Source organism: Paenibacillus hunanensis (assembly GCF_014645615.1).
In the GTDB taxonomy this organism is placed as follows: Bacteria; Bacillota; Bacilli; order Paenibacillales; family Paenibacillaceae; genus Saccharibacillus; species Saccharibacillus hunanensis.
Map to the genome: position 1 here is coordinate 204,337 of NZ_BMMB01000001.1, position 17,732 is coordinate 222,068.

At 49.4% G+C, this 17,732-nt stretch carries 8 protein-coding genes; all 8 read left to right on the top strand.

The genetic code is table 11. From position 1 onward, the window contains the following. Positions 1–127: 127 nt before the first annotated feature. Positions 128–1,363, top strand: a complete 1,236-nt coding sequence (locus IEX62_RS00775; RefSeq protein ID WP_188773508.1) for an aminopeptidase — start codon at positions 128–130, stop codon at positions 1,361–1,363. 525 nt (positions 1,364–1,888) lie between these two features. After that, positions 1,889–4,240 carry a glycoside hydrolase family 3 N-terminal domain-containing protein gene (locus IEX62_RS00780; protein WP_188774010.1) on the top strand — a complete coding sequence of 784 codons (2,352 nt, stop codon included), beginning with the start codon at positions 1,889–1,891 and terminating at the stop codon, positions 4,238–4,240. A 636-nt stretch (positions 4,241–4,876) separates the two neighbouring features. After that, positions 4,877–8,794, top strand: coding sequence for an alpha-mannosidase (locus IEX62_RS00785; protein ID WP_188773509.1), 3,918 nt, complete (start codon positions 4,877–4,879; stop codon positions 8,792–8,794). A 3-nt stretch (positions 8,795–8,797) separates the two neighbouring features. Further along, entirely contained in the window at positions 8,798–10,120 is a 1,323-nt protein-coding gene (locus tag IEX62_RS00790) for a glycoside hydrolase family 125 protein (protein ID WP_188773510.1), read from the top strand. Positions 10,121–10,249: 129 nt separating this feature from the next. Next, positions 10,250–11,677 (top strand): alpha-L-fucosidase, encoded by a 1,428-nt coding sequence (locus IEX62_RS00795; RefSeq protein WP_188773511.1) that lies wholly within the window; start codon positions 10,250–10,252, stop codon positions 11,675–11,677. 941 nt (positions 11,678–12,618) lie between these two features. After that, positions 12,619–13,692: a response regulator gene (locus tag IEX62_RS00800; RefSeq protein WP_188773512.1), complete on the top strand. Its 1,074-nt coding sequence runs from the start codon at positions 12,619–12,621 to the stop codon at positions 13,690–13,692. Beyond that, on the top strand, positions 13,689–15,680 hold the full coding sequence (locus tag IEX62_RS00805; RefSeq protein WP_188773513.1) for a cache domain-containing sensor histidine kinase: 1,992 nt from the start codon (positions 13,689–13,691) through the stop codon (positions 15,678–15,680). The genes IEX62_RS00800 and IEX62_RS00805 overlap by 4 nt, the downstream gene beginning before the upstream one ends. A gap of 463 nt (positions 15,681–16,143) precedes the next feature. Next, the gene (locus IEX62_RS00810; RefSeq protein ID WP_188773514.1) at positions 16,144–17,661 is read left to right on the top strand and encodes an ABC transporter substrate-binding protein; all 1,518 of its coding nucleotides are present in this window, start codon (positions 16,144–16,146) and stop codon (positions 17,659–17,661) included. Positions 17,662–17,732: the final 71 nt, after the last annotated feature.

Here is a 17,732-nt window from a genome sequence, read left to right on the forward strand (position 1 = left end):
CATTAGCTTATAAACTGAAATACTAATGATGAAACTTTAATTGCGAACATTTTTTTGGTGAGTCATTAGATTGTGTGAAATCAACAAGAACGCGGAGCGAATACATTGACACCAAAGGAGAACCGTAATGAACTCATTTACACAAATGCTTGAAAAATATGCCCGTCTGGTCGTCCAGATTGGAGTAAATATTCAGCCCGGGCAGGTACTTATCGTTAGCGCTCCACTGGAAACGGCTGAGTTGACGCGTCGTATCGTTGCAGAAGCATATGATGCTGGAGCCAAATATGTCATGGTGGATTGGGATGATGAAGCGATCACTCGTATTCGTTATGAACATGCAGGTGACGATACATTCGATTATTATCCTCAGTGGCATGCCGATATGATGGAGAAGTTCGCTGCTGAAGGCGGGGCGATTCTACGTATCAAGGTGCCGAATCCAGAGCTGTTTAACGGTATTGAATCGTGGAAAGTGTCCAAATCAGTCAAGGCAGCCGCGATCGCGAATGAGAACTATAGCGACTACACGCGCAATAGCCGTATTAGCTGGGCACTTGTGAAAGCACCAACCGTAGCATGGGCAAACAAAGTGTATGCGGATCTGCCAGAGAGCGAGCGTGTAGACGCGATGTGGGATGCGATCTTCATGATGAATCGCGTAACCCCGGATAATGATCCGGTCGCTGCATGGAAGGAGCATGTAGCGCAGCTGGAAAAGGTAGAAGAGCGTCTGAACAGCAAACGCTATAAAAGCTTGCATTACCGTGCGCCAGGCACCGATCTGCATGTAGAGCTACCGGAAGGACATCTATGGAAAAGTGCAGGCGGTTCGAATGCGAGCGGTACGTATTTTATCGCTAACATGCCAACCGAGGAAGTGTATTCAATGCCCCATCGTAATGGCGTAAATGGCACAGTAACGAGCACGATGCCGCTCAATCTGAACGGTCGCTTAGTGGAAGGCATCCAGCTCACCTTTAGTGAAGGTAAAGTGACCGCATATGACGCGGTATCCGGTCTGGAGCATCTGACCTCACTGCTGGAAACGGATGAAGGTGCGATGCATCTGGGCGAAATTGCGCTCGTTCCGCATGACTCTCCGATCTCAAACCTGAACCGTATTTTCTACAATACAGGCATCGATGAGAATGCGTCCTGTCACTTTGCGTTAGGTAGCTCGTACCCGACCAATCTGGCGGGCGGTACAGAGATGAGTAAGGAGGAATTGCTGGCACATGGCGCTAATGTGAGCCTGACGCATGTGGACTTTATGGTCGGATCGGCAGAGCTGGATATCGATGGAGAGCTGCCGAATGGTACGATAGAGCCTGTATTCCGTAAAGGTAACTGGGCGTATTAAGCGAGTAAAATAGAGACCACTTGAAAATAGAAGTCATTGGATGAGAAAGAAGCTGCGATCCTCGGATACGCAGCTTCTTTTTTAATGCGCTGTCTTCGTATTCTGTCTGTTGTTTATATTGTTTTTTGCACGTCCTATACGAATAGATAACGTTATAAAATAAAATTTTTTTCGGTAATTTTATGAAAAGAAATGAAAGAATTTGCGGAAATTAATTCCTTAAAATTGCATCATATAGCTAAAAAGCGAAATGAAATCTCGCAATAACCCCCTTTTCATCCCATAATAATCAATTATTATCCATATCAGGCGATTGATGTAGAACTTTTTCTTCTTTTCTTAAGAATATTGAAAATTATTTTTATGGATAACAATAAAATTTTTAATCATTTTCAAACAGGTATCCGTGGCGCGGAAACGAACTACTACACTGTGACGGAGGGCTGGGGAGAGCATCCATTCCGAGCCCATCCGCCTGTACATTTTGGTGCATCGCGCCGCGAAAGGGAAAAGGTGACTTCATTGATGAGCTATAAGGACGCAACACTTCCGCTACAGGCTCGTGTTCAGAGTCTGCTAGCACAGATGACGACGGAGGAAAAGATCGGGCAACTGGTACAGCCATTTGGCTGGAAGATGTTTACGAAAAATGAAGATGGCAGTATCACACTAACCGAGGCGTTTAAGCAGGATGTACGTGAAGGACGAATTGGTGCGCTCTATGCAGCGCTTCGTGCCGATCCGTGGACAGAGGTCACATTGGAAACCGGGCTATCTCCGCGTGAAGGTGCGGAAGCCTTGAATACGATCCAACGATATGCGATCGAACATTCCCGGCTGGGCATTCCGATTATGTTTGGCGAGGAATGCTCGCATGGCCATATGGCGATTGGAGCGACCGTATATCCGGTGCCGCTACTGGCGGCGAGCACATGGAACCCGGAGCTATATGAGCGTATGTGTGCAGCAGTTGCGCTGGAAACACGTAGCCAAGGCGGGGTTGCAACGTATTCACCTGTGCTGGACATCGTGCGTGATCCACGCTGGGGACGAACCGAGGAAACGTATGGGGAAGACCCGCATCTGGCAGCTGAGCTGGCTGTTGCTGCGGTACGCGGCTTGCAGGGCGAGTCACTGGCAGCACCGGATCGGGTGATTGCTACGCTCAAGCATTTTGCTGGATATGGTGCATCCGAGGGTGGACGCAATGGTGCTCCAGTACATATGGGCTTGCGTGAACTACATGAAGTCGACCTGCACCCATTTCGCAAGGCAGTCGAAGCAGGTGCCGCTTCTGTCATGACAGCATATAACGAGATCGACGGTATACCATGTACATCGAATGATTATTTGCTGGATGAGGTGCTACGCAAGCAGTGGGGCTTTGATGGATTTGTCATTACGGATGCCAGTGCGATGAATATGCTGATGCAGGATCATGGGCATAATGTGGTCGAGACCGGCGAGCAGGCAACGGCGATTTCACTTGCTGCCGGGATTGATCTGGAGATGTCAGGCTATATGTTCAGCCGTTATTTGCCTGCCGCGTTAGAGCAGGGTCTGGTGAGCCCGGAGCAGCTCGATCAGGCGGCAGGACGTGTATTGGAAATGAAATTCAAGCTCGGTTTATTTGACCGTCCGTATGTCGATCCGCAGGTGGCAGCAGATGTTATTCATTCGCCGAGCCATATCGAGCTGGCACGCGAGGTGGCGCGCGAAGGCATTATTTTGCTGAAAAACGATTCGCAGCGATTGCCACTCGATGCTACAGCAGCTGGACGCATCGCTGTAATCGGGCCGAATGCGAACAAGCCCTATAACCAGCTCGGCGATTACACCTCCCCACAGCCAGCAGGCAAAATCGTTACGCCGCTGGAAGGTATTCGCGCTTATCTAGTTGCGGCAGGGCATGGGAAGGATGTGCTGTATGCACCGGGCTGTCGCATCAAGGACGGCTCACTGGAAGGGATTCCGTATGCGCTTGAGGTAGCCGCGCAAGCCGATACGATCGTACTCGTACTGGGCGGATCGAGTGCGCGTGATTTTGGCGAAGGCACGATTGACCTGCGTACCGGACAATCGCTTGTGCATGAATCCGAGGAAAGCGATATGGAGAGCGGCGAAGGTATCGACCGTGTAGACCTGACACTGGCAGGCGCACAGCTGGAGCTGTTCCGTCAATTACAGGGACTGGGAAAGCCACTTATCGTCGTTTACATCAACGGTCGCCCTGTAGCCGAGCCGCATATCGATGAGCAAGCCGATGCGATCATCGAAGCCTGGTATCCGGGTCAAGAGGGCGGACATGCACTGGCGGAAATTTTATTTGGAGACGTGAATCCATCCGGTCGTCTTACCCTGTCCATCCCACGCCATGTCGGTCAACTGCCCGTCTATTACAACGCACGCGCCACAAGAGGCAAGCGCTATCTGGAAATGGATCTGACTCCAGCCTACCCATTCGGTTACGGACTGAGCTACACCCATTTCGAGTACAGCGAGCCTGCCATCGAATCAGCAACCATCGCCCTGTCCAGCATTACCAACTCAGCTACACAGGCTGATCAAGCTATACTAACCACCGTCAGCATCCAGATCACCAACAGTGGACAACGAGCAGGACACGAAGTCGTCCAACTCTACATCACCGACATCGTCGCATCCACCACACGCCCAGCCAAGCAACTAAAAGCATTCCAAAAAATCCATCTCCACCCCGGCGAATCCCAACACATCACCTTCCCAATCACCGCCGAGCACCTGGAAATGGTAAACCAAGCCCTAAACCGAACCATCGAACCCGGCACCTTCCGAATCCAACTAGGCCCCAACTCCGCAGAAGGAAAAACAATAACATTCACCGTCACACCAGGATAATAGCCACTATAATTTTTGAGACACAGACACAGACACAGACACAGACACAGACACAGACACAGACACAGACACAGACACAGACACAGACACAGACACAGACACAGACACAGACACAGACACAGACACAGACACAGACACAGAGCAAAAAATATACCTAAGAATCTTATTCCAAGCCAATACTATTAAATCCCTAATTCCAACTAATTCTATTCTTAAATCCCTACAATCTTGAAGCATTTAAGTAACCAATCAAAAAATTGCTCGCCCACCCGCATTTCGGATGTTGCAAGTCGCACGGAACGAAGGGAAGGAAATAAGGGAAAAGGACGACTTTGGAGGGGCGGGAATCTACCTTCCCTCCTAATCCAGTAGATTCCCGCGGCTCCACCCGAGTCCGTTCCCTTATTCCTTCCCGAAGTGGATGCCCTCCCAACTCCAAAATGCGCATATTAAACATATGCCATCATATCTCACATATTGCACCCCTCACCCGCGCTATAGCATAATGCCGTTAAGTTTACCGATCGACTCAGGCCCACCATCGCCTGCCCGATCAGAGCAAAATAGTCATCCCATTCATCACCACAACACACTACGAATACACCTGATATCAGGTACACAGGAGGCTCGTTTCGTATGCATCGGATTGAACGATTTCTCAAGCATCTCGCGAAGGTACAGTGGTTGGAGCAAGTGGAACTGAAGCAATGGACGATTGAAGAGGTACGCTATGTGACCGCAGGGCAATATGAGCAGCTATCCCCACGCACGACCAGTGATGGGACACTCAAAAGCACACATGGCATCACGTATATGCTGGAAACCAATATCATCGTTCCAGCCGAATGGCAAGAACAGCCTGCCGCACTTCTGTTTGACGCAGGCGGTGGGGAAGGGCTGCTAAAGATCAACGGCGAGCATTATCATGGACTGGACAAAAATCACACCTTTGTTCCGCTTCGTACCAGTCATATCGGTCAGCCGTTGCATATCGAGATCGAGCTATACGATCCGATTCCTGAGCCGCATGACCCGCTGAATGGACAACCGGAGTTCGTCGCGCCATTACATGGATTTACCTCCAGTATTGTGCAGATCAATGCCGGACTACGCAGTCTGATGCACAGTGTTCGAATAGCCAGAGATGCCGCACAGCGTTTACCAGAAGGCGAGCTACGCCGTAGCGAGATGCAGCAAGCAGTAGAGGAATGCATGCAGATCGCCTATGATCTACCGGAGGAATCATGGCATATGTCCCAGCCATGGGAGCAGCTACAGCAATTGCTGCGTGAGCGTGTAGGCAAGTATGCCCCGGATACGGAGACGAATGGACGGATGATTATGGTCGGGCAATCGCATATCGATCTGGCATGGCTATGGCCGGTACGGGAGACAGTACGCAAGACAAGTCGTACGTTTTCAACGATGTGTACGCTATTAGAGCAATATCCAGAGTTTGTCTACACCCAGAGTCAGCCCCAGCTATTCGCTTATGTAAAGGATCATTATCCGGAGCTGTACGTCAAAATCAAGCAATACGTTGCCGAAGGACGCTGGGAGCTAGTTGGAGGGATGTGGATTGAACCAGATCTGAATATTCCAAGCGGCGAATCGCTAGCACGCCAGCTGCTGTATGGGCAACGCTTTTATCGGGAGGAGTTTGGACAGACCTCATCGATTGAATGGCTACCCGATACATTTGGCTATGCCGCTTCGTTACCTCAGCTGCTACGGCAGGCAGAGATCGATTACTTTATGACGACCAAGCTGAATTGGAATGATACGAATGTGTTCCCTTATGATCTGTTCCAATGGGTGGGAATCGATGGCACGCCAGTATTGTCCTATTTAAACCATGGGGTGAATGAATCGACGACAGTCAAGGATATTGATGAGCACTGGCAATCGTTTCGGCAAAAGGATGTGCATCCAGAGCAAATGCTGCTGTATGGACATGGTGATGGCGGTGGCGGCGTGACCGAGCCGATGGTCGAATACGTGCAGCATGCCGAGTGGATGATCGGTCAACCGAAGGCAGAGTTTGGCACGGCAAAGGAGTTTTTTGAACATATTAGTCAGCAGGAGCCGGAGCTGCCTGTATGGCGAGGCGATCTGTATCTGGAGCTGCATCGTGGTACGTATACGACCCAGGCCTGGAACAAGCGCTACAATCGCAAAGCGGAGATTCTATATCGAGAAGCAGAGATTTGGGAGCGACTGGCGATGCTGCGACTTGGCACAAGCAGTCTGACGACAGGCGATACGGATCATCATGGAGCAGAACGTACGGGACAGAGTGAAATTCAGACTAACTCCTCTACCGAGCCCTATGCTGTCTCCGGTCAGGCAGCAGCGCGTGATGCCGAAGCGGCTACGTATTCGGTAAGTCCGTTATTGCTACATCGTGGCGATAATGTGGATCAACAGCCGATCACTGCTGCGTTGTTCAAGCAGGGCTGGCTGGGCATTATGCTAAATCAATTTCACGATATTGTGCCGGGGTCGGCGATCCATGAGGTGTATCGCACATCGGATGTGGAGTATGAGGAGATTTTGCGTATCGGGCAGACGGCGCTTGATCAGGCACTTGATATCTGGACACAGTCGATTTTGCAACATGATCGTAATCGCCCTATAGCTACTGATTCGACAAGCCCTACGAACGCAGAAGCTAGCACGAATATAGATAAATCGGCAAATGCAATAACCGATACAACGACAAGCACAGACCACCCTGCACAAACAGGCATCTCCTATGCCGTGTTTAACAGTCTAGGCTGGGAACGCAGCGACTGGATTGAGATTGCGGGTGGGGATGAGCTGCACGGATTAGCTGCCTTTGATGAGCAGGGACAAAGGTTATCCTGCGACGTTGTCGTATTGGAGCTGGCTGAACCGGAACCACAGCCTGTAGAGGCACCACCTGCTCGCTTTAGCGTAGCGCGTGAAAAGCTACCCGGACTTGTTCCTATGCAAAGAGTGCAACAGGGGTTAACATCATCAGCTTCGGAAGCTCCTTCGACACAAGCGCAAATATATCATGCCAATGGAGACGTGCAGCAACCAGCAGAGTCGCAAGGACTGGAGCAGTCTACAGCGACCGCTCCAACTGAAAGCGAACAGTCAGCGACAGCAAAGTTTATTTTGCGTATTCATGTGCCGTCGATTCCAGCCTTTGGTTATACCACGATCTGGCTGCGAGAAGCCGAACAGGTGGCTGAAGCGAGTGCATCCGTTCTGCACGAATACGAGCATGAGGATGAGGTGCGCAGCCCAGCAGATATCGTGCTTGGTGCAGAGGTGCCAGCCGTATGGGAGACACCGTATTATTCGATCCGTTTTAATGAGCAGGGTGAGATAGCTTCGCTCTATGACAAGGAATATGAGCGCGAGGTGCTCAAGCCAGAGCATGCTGGAAATGTATTTGGCTATTATCATGACCGTCCAACGCTCTGGGATGCATGGGATATCGATCCACAATTTGCAACGCAATGTGCAGGGCATGCGAACCTACTCTTTTCTCAGGTTGTGATGCGTGGAAGCACGGGAGATATTTTACGTTTCCGCTGGGAGATTGGCGGCTCCACGATTACGCAGGATCTATATCTGTACACGGCGCATCGGCGGATCGATTTTAAGACGACCGTAGACTGGCAGGAAAGTCATAAGCTACTCAAGGTCAGCTTTCCGGTTGATCTGATTGCTGAGCAGGCGACGTATGAGATTCCGTTTGGCGCGCTGGAGCGGACGATGAATAACAACACATCATGGGAGCGCGCGCAATTCGAGGTATGCGGACATCGCTGGGCAGATGTGTCCGAGGGTGATTACGGCGTAAGTCTGCTGAATGATTGCAAATATGGTTATGACATCAAGGATGGACATATGCGATTATCGCTGCTTCGCGCTCCGAAATGGCCGGATCATGCGGCAGATATCGGACACCATGAGTTCACGTATTCATTATTGCCACATGGTGGGAACTGGCGTGAGGCACATATTGTGCGTGCAGCCGCTGAACTGAATCAGCAGGTGCCGGTACGCCTGCTTGCCCCGGTTCATACCAGTGAAAGCGATCAGACACCATCTTCTGAATCGAGTGTACATGCTCGTTCAAACCTCTCTAATCGCGATACCGAATCGATCGGTGGCATACCAAACGCAACACCTTTCCAATCATCTACGACTGCGAAAGGGTCAGTAGTTCCACCTGCATCGATACCATCGCAACCAGATACTAACCAATCGCATCCGAAGCCAACAGGTGTTTCCCTGCTGCATTTCGATAGCAAGCACGTCGTACTGGATACGATCAAGCCTGCCGAGGATGGTGAGGGTACGATTTTCCGTTTGTACGAATCTTCCGGTAGTCGGAGCAAAGCCGTATTGACGATGCCATCTGCTGACTCGCATGGACATACAGGAATAGGACACTGGATACTGACCAATCTGCTGGAAGACGAGCAGCAACGTCTGGAAATGCAGGCAGGTCGATTAGAGCTAGCCTTCAAGCCTTACGAGATCAAAACGCTGAAATGGAAAGGCAGTGAATAACCCATGACGCAGAATATGGCTCATATTACGATGACATCTTTTGAATTACCGGATGCGGTAAAGGCGGTGCTGGAGGAAGCGGATCGCCGCCTTCAGCATCGTCCTAAGCTGGCGCAGCAATTCCGCAATTGCTTTCCTAACACATTGGAAACGACGACCAAGCTACTGGACGATGGCACAACCTTTGTGATCACAGGGGATATTCCAGCGCTATGGCTACGTGATTCAGTGGAGCAATTGATGCATTATGTGCCGTTATGTGGTGAGGATGAGAGGCTACAGGGGATCATTAGTGGCTTAATTCGGCGGCATCTGTTTTATTTATCGATCGATCCATATGCAAACGCCTTTAACGAGACCGCCAATGATTGGCATTGGGACCCGGCGGATGAGACGGAGATGGGGCCCTGGGTATGGGAGCGCAAATTCGAGCTGGATTCGCTCTGCTTTACGATAAGACTTGCCTATCATTACTGGAAGGCGAGCGGCAGCACCGATCTATTCGATAGTGGCTTTAAGCAAGGTCTGCGTACGATCTATGAGCTGTGGCGGACAGAGCAGCGTCATATGGAGGAATCGCCGTATCGTTTTACCCGCCGCAATTGTCCAGCGATTGATACGATTCGTAATCGTGGCATGGGCATGCCAGTGAGCTATACCGGTATGATCTGGTCAGGCTTTCGTCCAAGTGATGATGCTTGTGAGCTACATTACAATATTCCTGCGAATATGTTTGTTGTCGTCTGCCTGCGCCAGATGCAGGAGATGGTGCGCTTCGTCTATCGGGATATGGCGTTTGCTGAGGAGCTAGCTGTGATGGAGGAAGAGGTACAGCACGGGATTGAGCTGTATGGAATGTACCGTCATCCACAGCATGGACTGATCTATGCGTATGAAACGGATGGTTTTGGTAACTACTGTCTGATGGACGATGCGGGAACGCCGAGTCTGCTGTCGATGCCGTACTTGGGCTATTGTGCACCGGATGATCCGACCTATCTGCGAACCCGTCAGTTTATTTTGAGTACGGGAAATCCGTTTTATTTTGAAGGTGAAGCGGCAAGCGGAATGGGAAGTCCACACACTCCACCGGACTATGTATGGCATATGGGTTTGTCGATGCAGGGCTTAACTGCATCCACGAATGAGGAAATGCTGGCGATGATTGATATGCTGGAGGCAACGGATGCAGATACCGGCTATATGCATGAGGGCTTTCATGCAGATGATCCACATACGTTTACGAGACCGTGGTTTGCATGGTCGAATAGCTTATTTTCCAATCTGGTCTATACAGCAATGAAAAAGGGACTGCTCGACGCATAATCGTAGACATAAAAGCAGGTATCCAAAAATATTCCACCTAATCGCAAAATGTTCCCGAAGGAAATAAGCGCATAGTCTGTAATCTTTGTATAACAGCTATTGGATGAACAAGAATAGGGAGGTCATACGATGAGTGAACAGCAGATGACGGAGAAGGAACAGCAGCAGCTCGACAAGCTATTGGAGGTACAGGGTGGCGTTCATAATTATAGTAGTGAAGAATCATGGGTGAAGCCAGAAGACCCGTATATACTGGAGCGTCTGGAATGGTTCAAAGATCAGAAGCTGGGGCTGATGATGCACTGGGGGCCGTATTCACAGCTTGGTGTTGTTGAATCGTGGGCACTGAGCGATGACGATGGAGACTGGTCACGTGATGGTATCGACTGGCAGCCTGACCCTCAGCAGCTCAAGCGTGAATACTTCGGCTTGAATCGTACCTTTAACCCGATTCGCTTCCAGCCCGATGTATGGGCAGAGCTCGCAAAGGAAGGCGGCTTTCGCTATCTGAATTTTACGACCAAGCATCATGATGGCTTCTGTATGTGGGATACACATACGACCAATTATCGGATTACGGGCAAAGAGACACCGTTTCATCAGCATCGGTATGCGGATATCGTCGGACATCTGTTCGAAGCATTCCGTCAGCAGGGGCTGGCGATCTCGGCTTATTTTTCCAAAGCAGACTGGCATACTCCCTATTACTGGACAGATGGTATGGAGCGCGGCGATCATAGATGGCGCGGACCGAGCTATGATCCACATCAATATCCGTGGCTGTGGGAGGAGTTTGTGCAATTTACCCATAAGCAGATCGAAGAGCTGCTGACCCGGTACGGGCGCGTTGATGTGCTATGGCTGGATGCTGGATGGGTTCGTCCAGGCAAAGGCGGACAGGACATTCGACTCGGCGAAATTGTCGACCGAATGCGTGAGCACCAACCGTGGTTGCTCGCTGCCGACCGTACCGTAGGCGGTGCCTACGAGAATATCGTTACCCCCGAGCAGACCGTACCGGAGCATGCGATGTCGATCCCATGGGAAAGCTGCGTCACAATGGGTACTTCATTCTCCTTCCGCTATGAGGACGACTACAAATCCGTCCGCGAGCTCGTTCACATGCTCATGGAGATCGTATCCAAAGGCGGCAATCTCGCCTTAAATGTAGGCCCTCAACCCGACGGACGCTTACCTGCCGGAGCTATCGAACGTATCAAAGGACTCGGCGCCTGGCTGAACACCTATGGCGAAGCCGTCTATGAAACACGCAGCTGCGAGCCCGTCTATACAGACAACTGGGCATTCACCGGACGCGCTGCCGAGCAACGTGTATACGCCAGTTACCTGTATTCAAACGAAGGTACACCCGTACCCTCCGTACACCTGATTCCTTATCAAGCCCAAATCCAATCCATCGACCTGCTGGGCGAAGAAGTACTAACAAACCTGACCTTCCGCCAGACAGAACAAGGAATCGAGGTAGACCTACCAGCAACAGCTAGAAATGAAAACAAAGCACCCATCGCACATGTATTCCGTTTGCATACAAGCTGAGCATAAAGATCAACAAAGCCAAAAGTAAAAGAATAACTCAAGCATATGCAATCACTTGCTCATTATTAAATACAAATCAGCAAAAAATCTCCCCCCCCAATCCCAAATCAGCCTGACCACAGGCTGATTTTTTGTTTATCGTCATGTCTACCCTTTCGATCTAAGGATAAGAATAATCAACAACCAGCATCCTAATCAATAAATGAGTACCTGTACATGCTACACATAAAATATCGTTTCTTAGGAGATATGCTGCTACCACTTCTCACTACTGTGAAGAACCACAACCAGTCTCATAACTCAAACAAATCGCATTCAAGTTATGAAAACATTAATAAACTGACCACGTTAAACCAACTACTTAAAATGTGAATATCGCTGTTATATATCAGAGTCACTTATTTTATAAGACGGTTACATTTTTCGTGAGATGCAATAGATCAGATTTTGAATTGAAGCTGTTAAGGTATGAGAGTCGATAAGCAAACTCGTATAAATTTAATTTTGAAATATGAACCAATGAATAGACTTACTGATTTTCGAACTAAATGAATGCGAGTCGCACGGAACGGAGGGAAGGAAATAAGGGGAAGGACGACTTACCGTGTTAGTGATTTTCTAACACGGGGTACAATAAAAAGTGATTTTTGCGAAGCAAAATATCTTACAGCTTCCGAGCACGGGAATCTACATTTCACTCCTACTCCGTAGATTCCTGTGCGATACCGGAGTCCGTCCCCTTATTCCTTCCCGGAGTGGTGTACATCTCCCACATCAACTAACATATCCTGATCAAAGATAACTCAGATGTCGCAAAACATAATCAAGGATGTCAGAACTATTGCCATCATTCGCCAAAAAGCGCTAAAATATGAACAATTCATTTCCAACCCATTGCCCATGTCTGACAACTAACCCATATTCGACAGAAGGTGACCCTCATGAGAGTATTGCTAGTGGACGACGATGTCATTGTAACAAAAGGCTTGCGCCAGATGATTCCCTGGCAGCAATTGAACGCTCATATTGTTGGAGAAGCACGTAACGGAGGCGAAGCGCTTGAGATTGCGCGGAATCATCATCCTGATCTGATTATTACGGATATTAAGATGCCTATCATGGATGGGCTGGAGCTATGCCGCCAGATTCATGAGCAGCGGATCGATACCGCGATTGTGCTGCTGAGTGCACATGAGGATTTTGAGTATGCCCGTCAGGCGATGCAGTATGGCGTGCAGCGCTATATCGTCAAGCCGATTACTCGCCCTGATATTGAACAGCTTACCGAGTATATCCGTGGCCTGTCTGAGCGGAAGCATCAGCAGCATGATCACTATACATCACTGTTTGGACGAGAGCTGGAGCAGCGCTGCATTGAAGCGTTGCAAACGGGCGACATGCCTTTTTTCATGCAGCTTTTCGATCATCAGCTAGCGGCGGAATTGCCACCAGCAGAGATCAAGGCGCTCTGTGTACGAGTGCTTAATCTATTGTTTGAGTTTGGTGAACGCATTGATCAGGGGCATCAGCGTGCCTTTGGCGAGCTGGATGGGCAATTGCATCGTCTGCTGGAGCTGAAAACACCGGCAGAGATGATCGCATGGATCTGTCAGCAATGTGAGAGCATGCTGGTGCATGCCAGCGAGAAGCGGGATGATCGACAGCATGTACTCGTGGATTATGTGAAGCGTCATGTGCAGGAGCATATGAGTGATCCGGCTCTATCACTCGCTAGTATTGCGGATCAGTTGAACCGTTCTCCTGCTTATGTGAGTGCTGTATTCAGTCAGAGCACAGGTATGAAGCTGGGCAGCTATATTACGAGCATTCGAATGGAGCAGGCGCGTCGCTTGCTGCTGCATCCAGCCATACCCGTCTATATGGTGTCCGAGCAGCTCGGTTTTCAGGATGCCCATTATTTTGCCAGAGTGTTCAAAAAGCAGGAAGGCATGACCCCGTCGGAATATCGGAATCTATATCTGAATGGAGCGCCGATTAGTGGTGGACGTCCATGAGGCTGCGCAGTCGCATGCTCGGCTGGCTTGATCGCAGAGGCATTCGCGGGAAAATTGCAGTTCTTTTTATCGGTGTGATCACGCTATCGGCGCTATTATCCAGTGGGATTCTCTATATGGTGTTCACCGGTATTATGCGCGAGCAGCTATTAGAGGATCAGCAAAATATCATGTTGCAAAGCCGCAACAACATTCAGACAGTGGAGACGAGCATTGATCAGGCGACCTATTACTTTTCGACTGACAAAACGATTGCCGATATTTTAAACGAATCGGCTACAGATGAGATTGAGCGTTATCGCAATTTGAATATTATGAATCAGCAGTTTATCAAATATCTGGATGTGCCGCTGAGTAGCGTGGTGAACTCGTACTCAGCGCTTTTCTTTGTCAGCGGTCGTTCGCCAGTAGTAAATACTTTGCCTGTGACGGGCTTGCAGCTATTGAGCAGTCTACCTGATATGGGTGGAGGGAATCGCTTTTTCAGTCCGGAGCTGGCGAAGACCGAAGCATGGTACAAGCGGACGGTAGAGCTACAGGGCACGCTCAATATTTTCTACGCGGCAGGCGATCAGGAGCATGTGTATGTAGCGAAGCAGGTACGTAATCCGCTCGTAATGAATAGCAATAATGAGATGGGCGTTGTCGTGATCGCTATCGATAAAAATGAATTTGGCCGTCAGATTGAAAGCTCGCAGCTTACCACAGGCACACGGATGCTGCTGGTGGATCAGACCAATCGGGTGCTGTATAGCAATGATCGCTCATGGCCTGGTGTACAGATTACTGAGGGAGGACAGCTTGCGCCGCTACTGGAATATACCGATGTAGGAGGCAGTACCGATCTGCGTTATAACGGGATTCGTTATATTGCCGATCTGTATCCACTCAAATGGGGCTGGAATCTGGTCGCGTTAATTCCCTACAGTGAAGTGACAGAGAAGTTGTCCGTTATTCGCTATATGATTGTTGGCATTACAGCGCTCGTGATTATCGTCAGCGCGATCCTGACACTACTCGTCTCCAATAGCATTGCACGTCCGATTATTCGCTTGGCACGAGTAATGAAGGGCATCAAGGATGAATCGACAATCGATGTATTTATTGAGCCGCCGGAGACGAATGAGGTGGGCGTGCTATACCGCCAATTTAACAATCTGATGCAGCGTATTAACGATCTGGTGGATGATGTGATGCGTAGCGGAGAGCGGGAAAAGCAGGCAGAGCTAAAGGCATTACAGGCGCAGATTAATCCGCATTTTATTTACAACACACTGGATTCGGTCAACTGGATGGCACTCACTCGTGGTGAGGATGATATCGCTACGATGGTATCCTCCTTGGCGGCAATCCTGCGCTATAGCATCCGTGAGCCAGGCGAGCAGGTGCCGCTGGAGCAGGAGATCGCTCATGTGCGCAATTATGTGAGTATTCAGCAAATGCGATATGGCAATAATTTTGATATTACCTATGATATTGATCCGCGGTTGCATCTGTATCGAGTGCCCAAGTTTATCATTCAGCCATTGATTGAAAATGCGATTCAGCACGGTACGGAGCGACAAGCTGGACAGGGACAAATCACGTTGCGGGCAAGGATTGTGCCAGAGGAAGAACAAGAAGAAACACAAGAGCAAACAAAAGATCAAGAATTAACTTCACCAGCGGCTACGATGTTCGTTCCTCCAGTAACCGATATGGATATAGCTGCTCTACCGACTCTAGCAACTCCGTCTACAGCAAACGAAGCGCCGCTTGTAGTGCTGTTAATCGTCGAGGACAATGGGCCTGGCGGCAATATCAGCCAGCTCAACGATTATTTAAATGAGCAGCAGGACAGCCTACCTAGCTCGGATGGAATTGGCATTAGCAATGTGCATCAGCGTATCCGTCTGCATTATGCCGATGCACGTTATGGATTACATTTTGAATATGTCGATGAAGTGATGAAAGCTGTCATTACACTTCCACTAAAAGATAGAAGATAACGCTTACCTAAAAAATATACACCTTATCTAAAAAAAGTACGCTACCTCTATCGCGGCAGGTACATGATAATAAAGCTAAGAGCAATATACACAACCAGCACATCACTTCCGATGAATGGAGCGCAGCTCAACGTCCAGTTAACGTTCAAGCTTAGTGAGATAGCGCGGAGCGGATAAACGATGAACAGAGCAGATTATATCTCTAGCGCTCGCCCGCTCTGCCCTATTCATATCTATGCTTACGATCACCTATACAGATTACAATTCTACAAACAACGAATTAGTAATCTATTAGTGATCTGATGAAAGCGATAATGGGCATAGATTGAGCGAGAATCTGGATACGAGCGCAGCATAGCCTGCTCTCCATCATACTGGATGAGCTATGGGGTAAGCGATGGAAGTGATGGATCACACAAGGCATGGGATCAAGCTTTGGATATGACGAAAAGGGGATGAAGCAATGCTGCACAAGTCAAAAGCCTGGTGTCTGAGCCTGGCGGTAATCCTGTTATTGTCCGTTGTATTGTCTGCATGTGGAGGCTCCAGTGATAGCAGCTCGGCAACAGGAGCTAATGGTGAACTCGCACCTGTAGAGCTAGTCTTCTATAACTACGCGACACCGATGAAGGGTCAGGAGCGCGTCATGCAGGCGATCAACAAATATTTAAAAGAAAAGATCAATGCTACGGTCAAGGTGGTCACGATGGAAGGCAGTGACTTTGAGACGAAGGTTCCGGTCATGCTCGCTTCAGGACAGCCGATGGATATCGTCTTCACCAGCTCATGGACGAATAACTATCTGTCCAACGTGTCCAAGCAAGCCTTCACCCCACTCAGCTCTCTGATGGACAAATACGGTCAGGATTTAAAAAAGACCATACCGGATACCCTCTGGAAAGGGATGACCGTTAAAAATGAAATTTACGCTGTACCAAGCTACAAGGAAGTAGGCCACCAGGTAGGCGTGCTGATGCGAAAGGACATGGTGGAAAAATACAAAATCGATACCAATAGCATCAAGTCATGGAAGGACATGGAGCCGATTCTAAAAACGGTACATGAGAAGGACCCGAGCATCCTGCCGCTGGACGGCTCGGAAGGCATGTATCGCTCCATTCCTGTTCAGCATATGTCGGGTGATTGGAATCTGCCTGGCGTGATCAATGTAGGCGATCAGCCATACTACAAGCGCTCTGATGATAAGATATTCGATCAATACGAAACACCGGAGTTCAAGGAGTTCGTAGAGACAGCCTATCGCTGGAATCAGGCGGGCTATACGCCTAAGGATGTCGAGTATCAGAGTGAAGGCGATTGGAAGGCAGGCAAGGTATTCGCGGGCTCGCTGCTGTATGCGCCGAACTATGTGTACAAGCGTAGCGCACAGCTCGGTTATCCACTCGTCTACCAAAATCTCGGTAAAGGTGTCATCGAGACGAGTGACGTGCAGGGCGGCGGCTTTGCGATTCCACGCTCATCCAAAAATCCAGAGCGTGCGATGATGTTCCTCAATCTGCTGTACACCGATCCGGTGCTAGCCAATATGTTTGTACATGGGATCGAAGGACAGGATTACGTCAAGGTCGATAAAACGTTTATCAAGCCTGCCGAGGGCGTTGATCCGCTCAACCCGGACTATGATTATGGCTATGGCTGGATGTGGGGCAATGTGAACATTTTCTATTATGATCAGTCGTATCCGAAGGATACACTGGAGCAATTCAAGGTGTTCGAGGACAATAATACACCATCGCCAGCGCTCGGCTTTAACTTTGATACGACACCGGTACAGACGCAGATTGCAGCGATCAATAATGTGATCAGTCAATTTTACCCGCCGCTTGTCAGGGGAACCGTGAATCCTGATCAGTATTTACCGATGTTCATCCAGAAGCTCAAGGACGCTGGTGTGGACGAGCTTATTAGTGAAATGCAATCCCAGTACGATCAGTGGAAGTCCGAGCAGACGAAGTCATAGGCGAAATTGAGCCATCCATGGCAATGCGGGGCGGAAGCGAACCTTCCGCCCCTTATGCTGTTAGGAAGTAA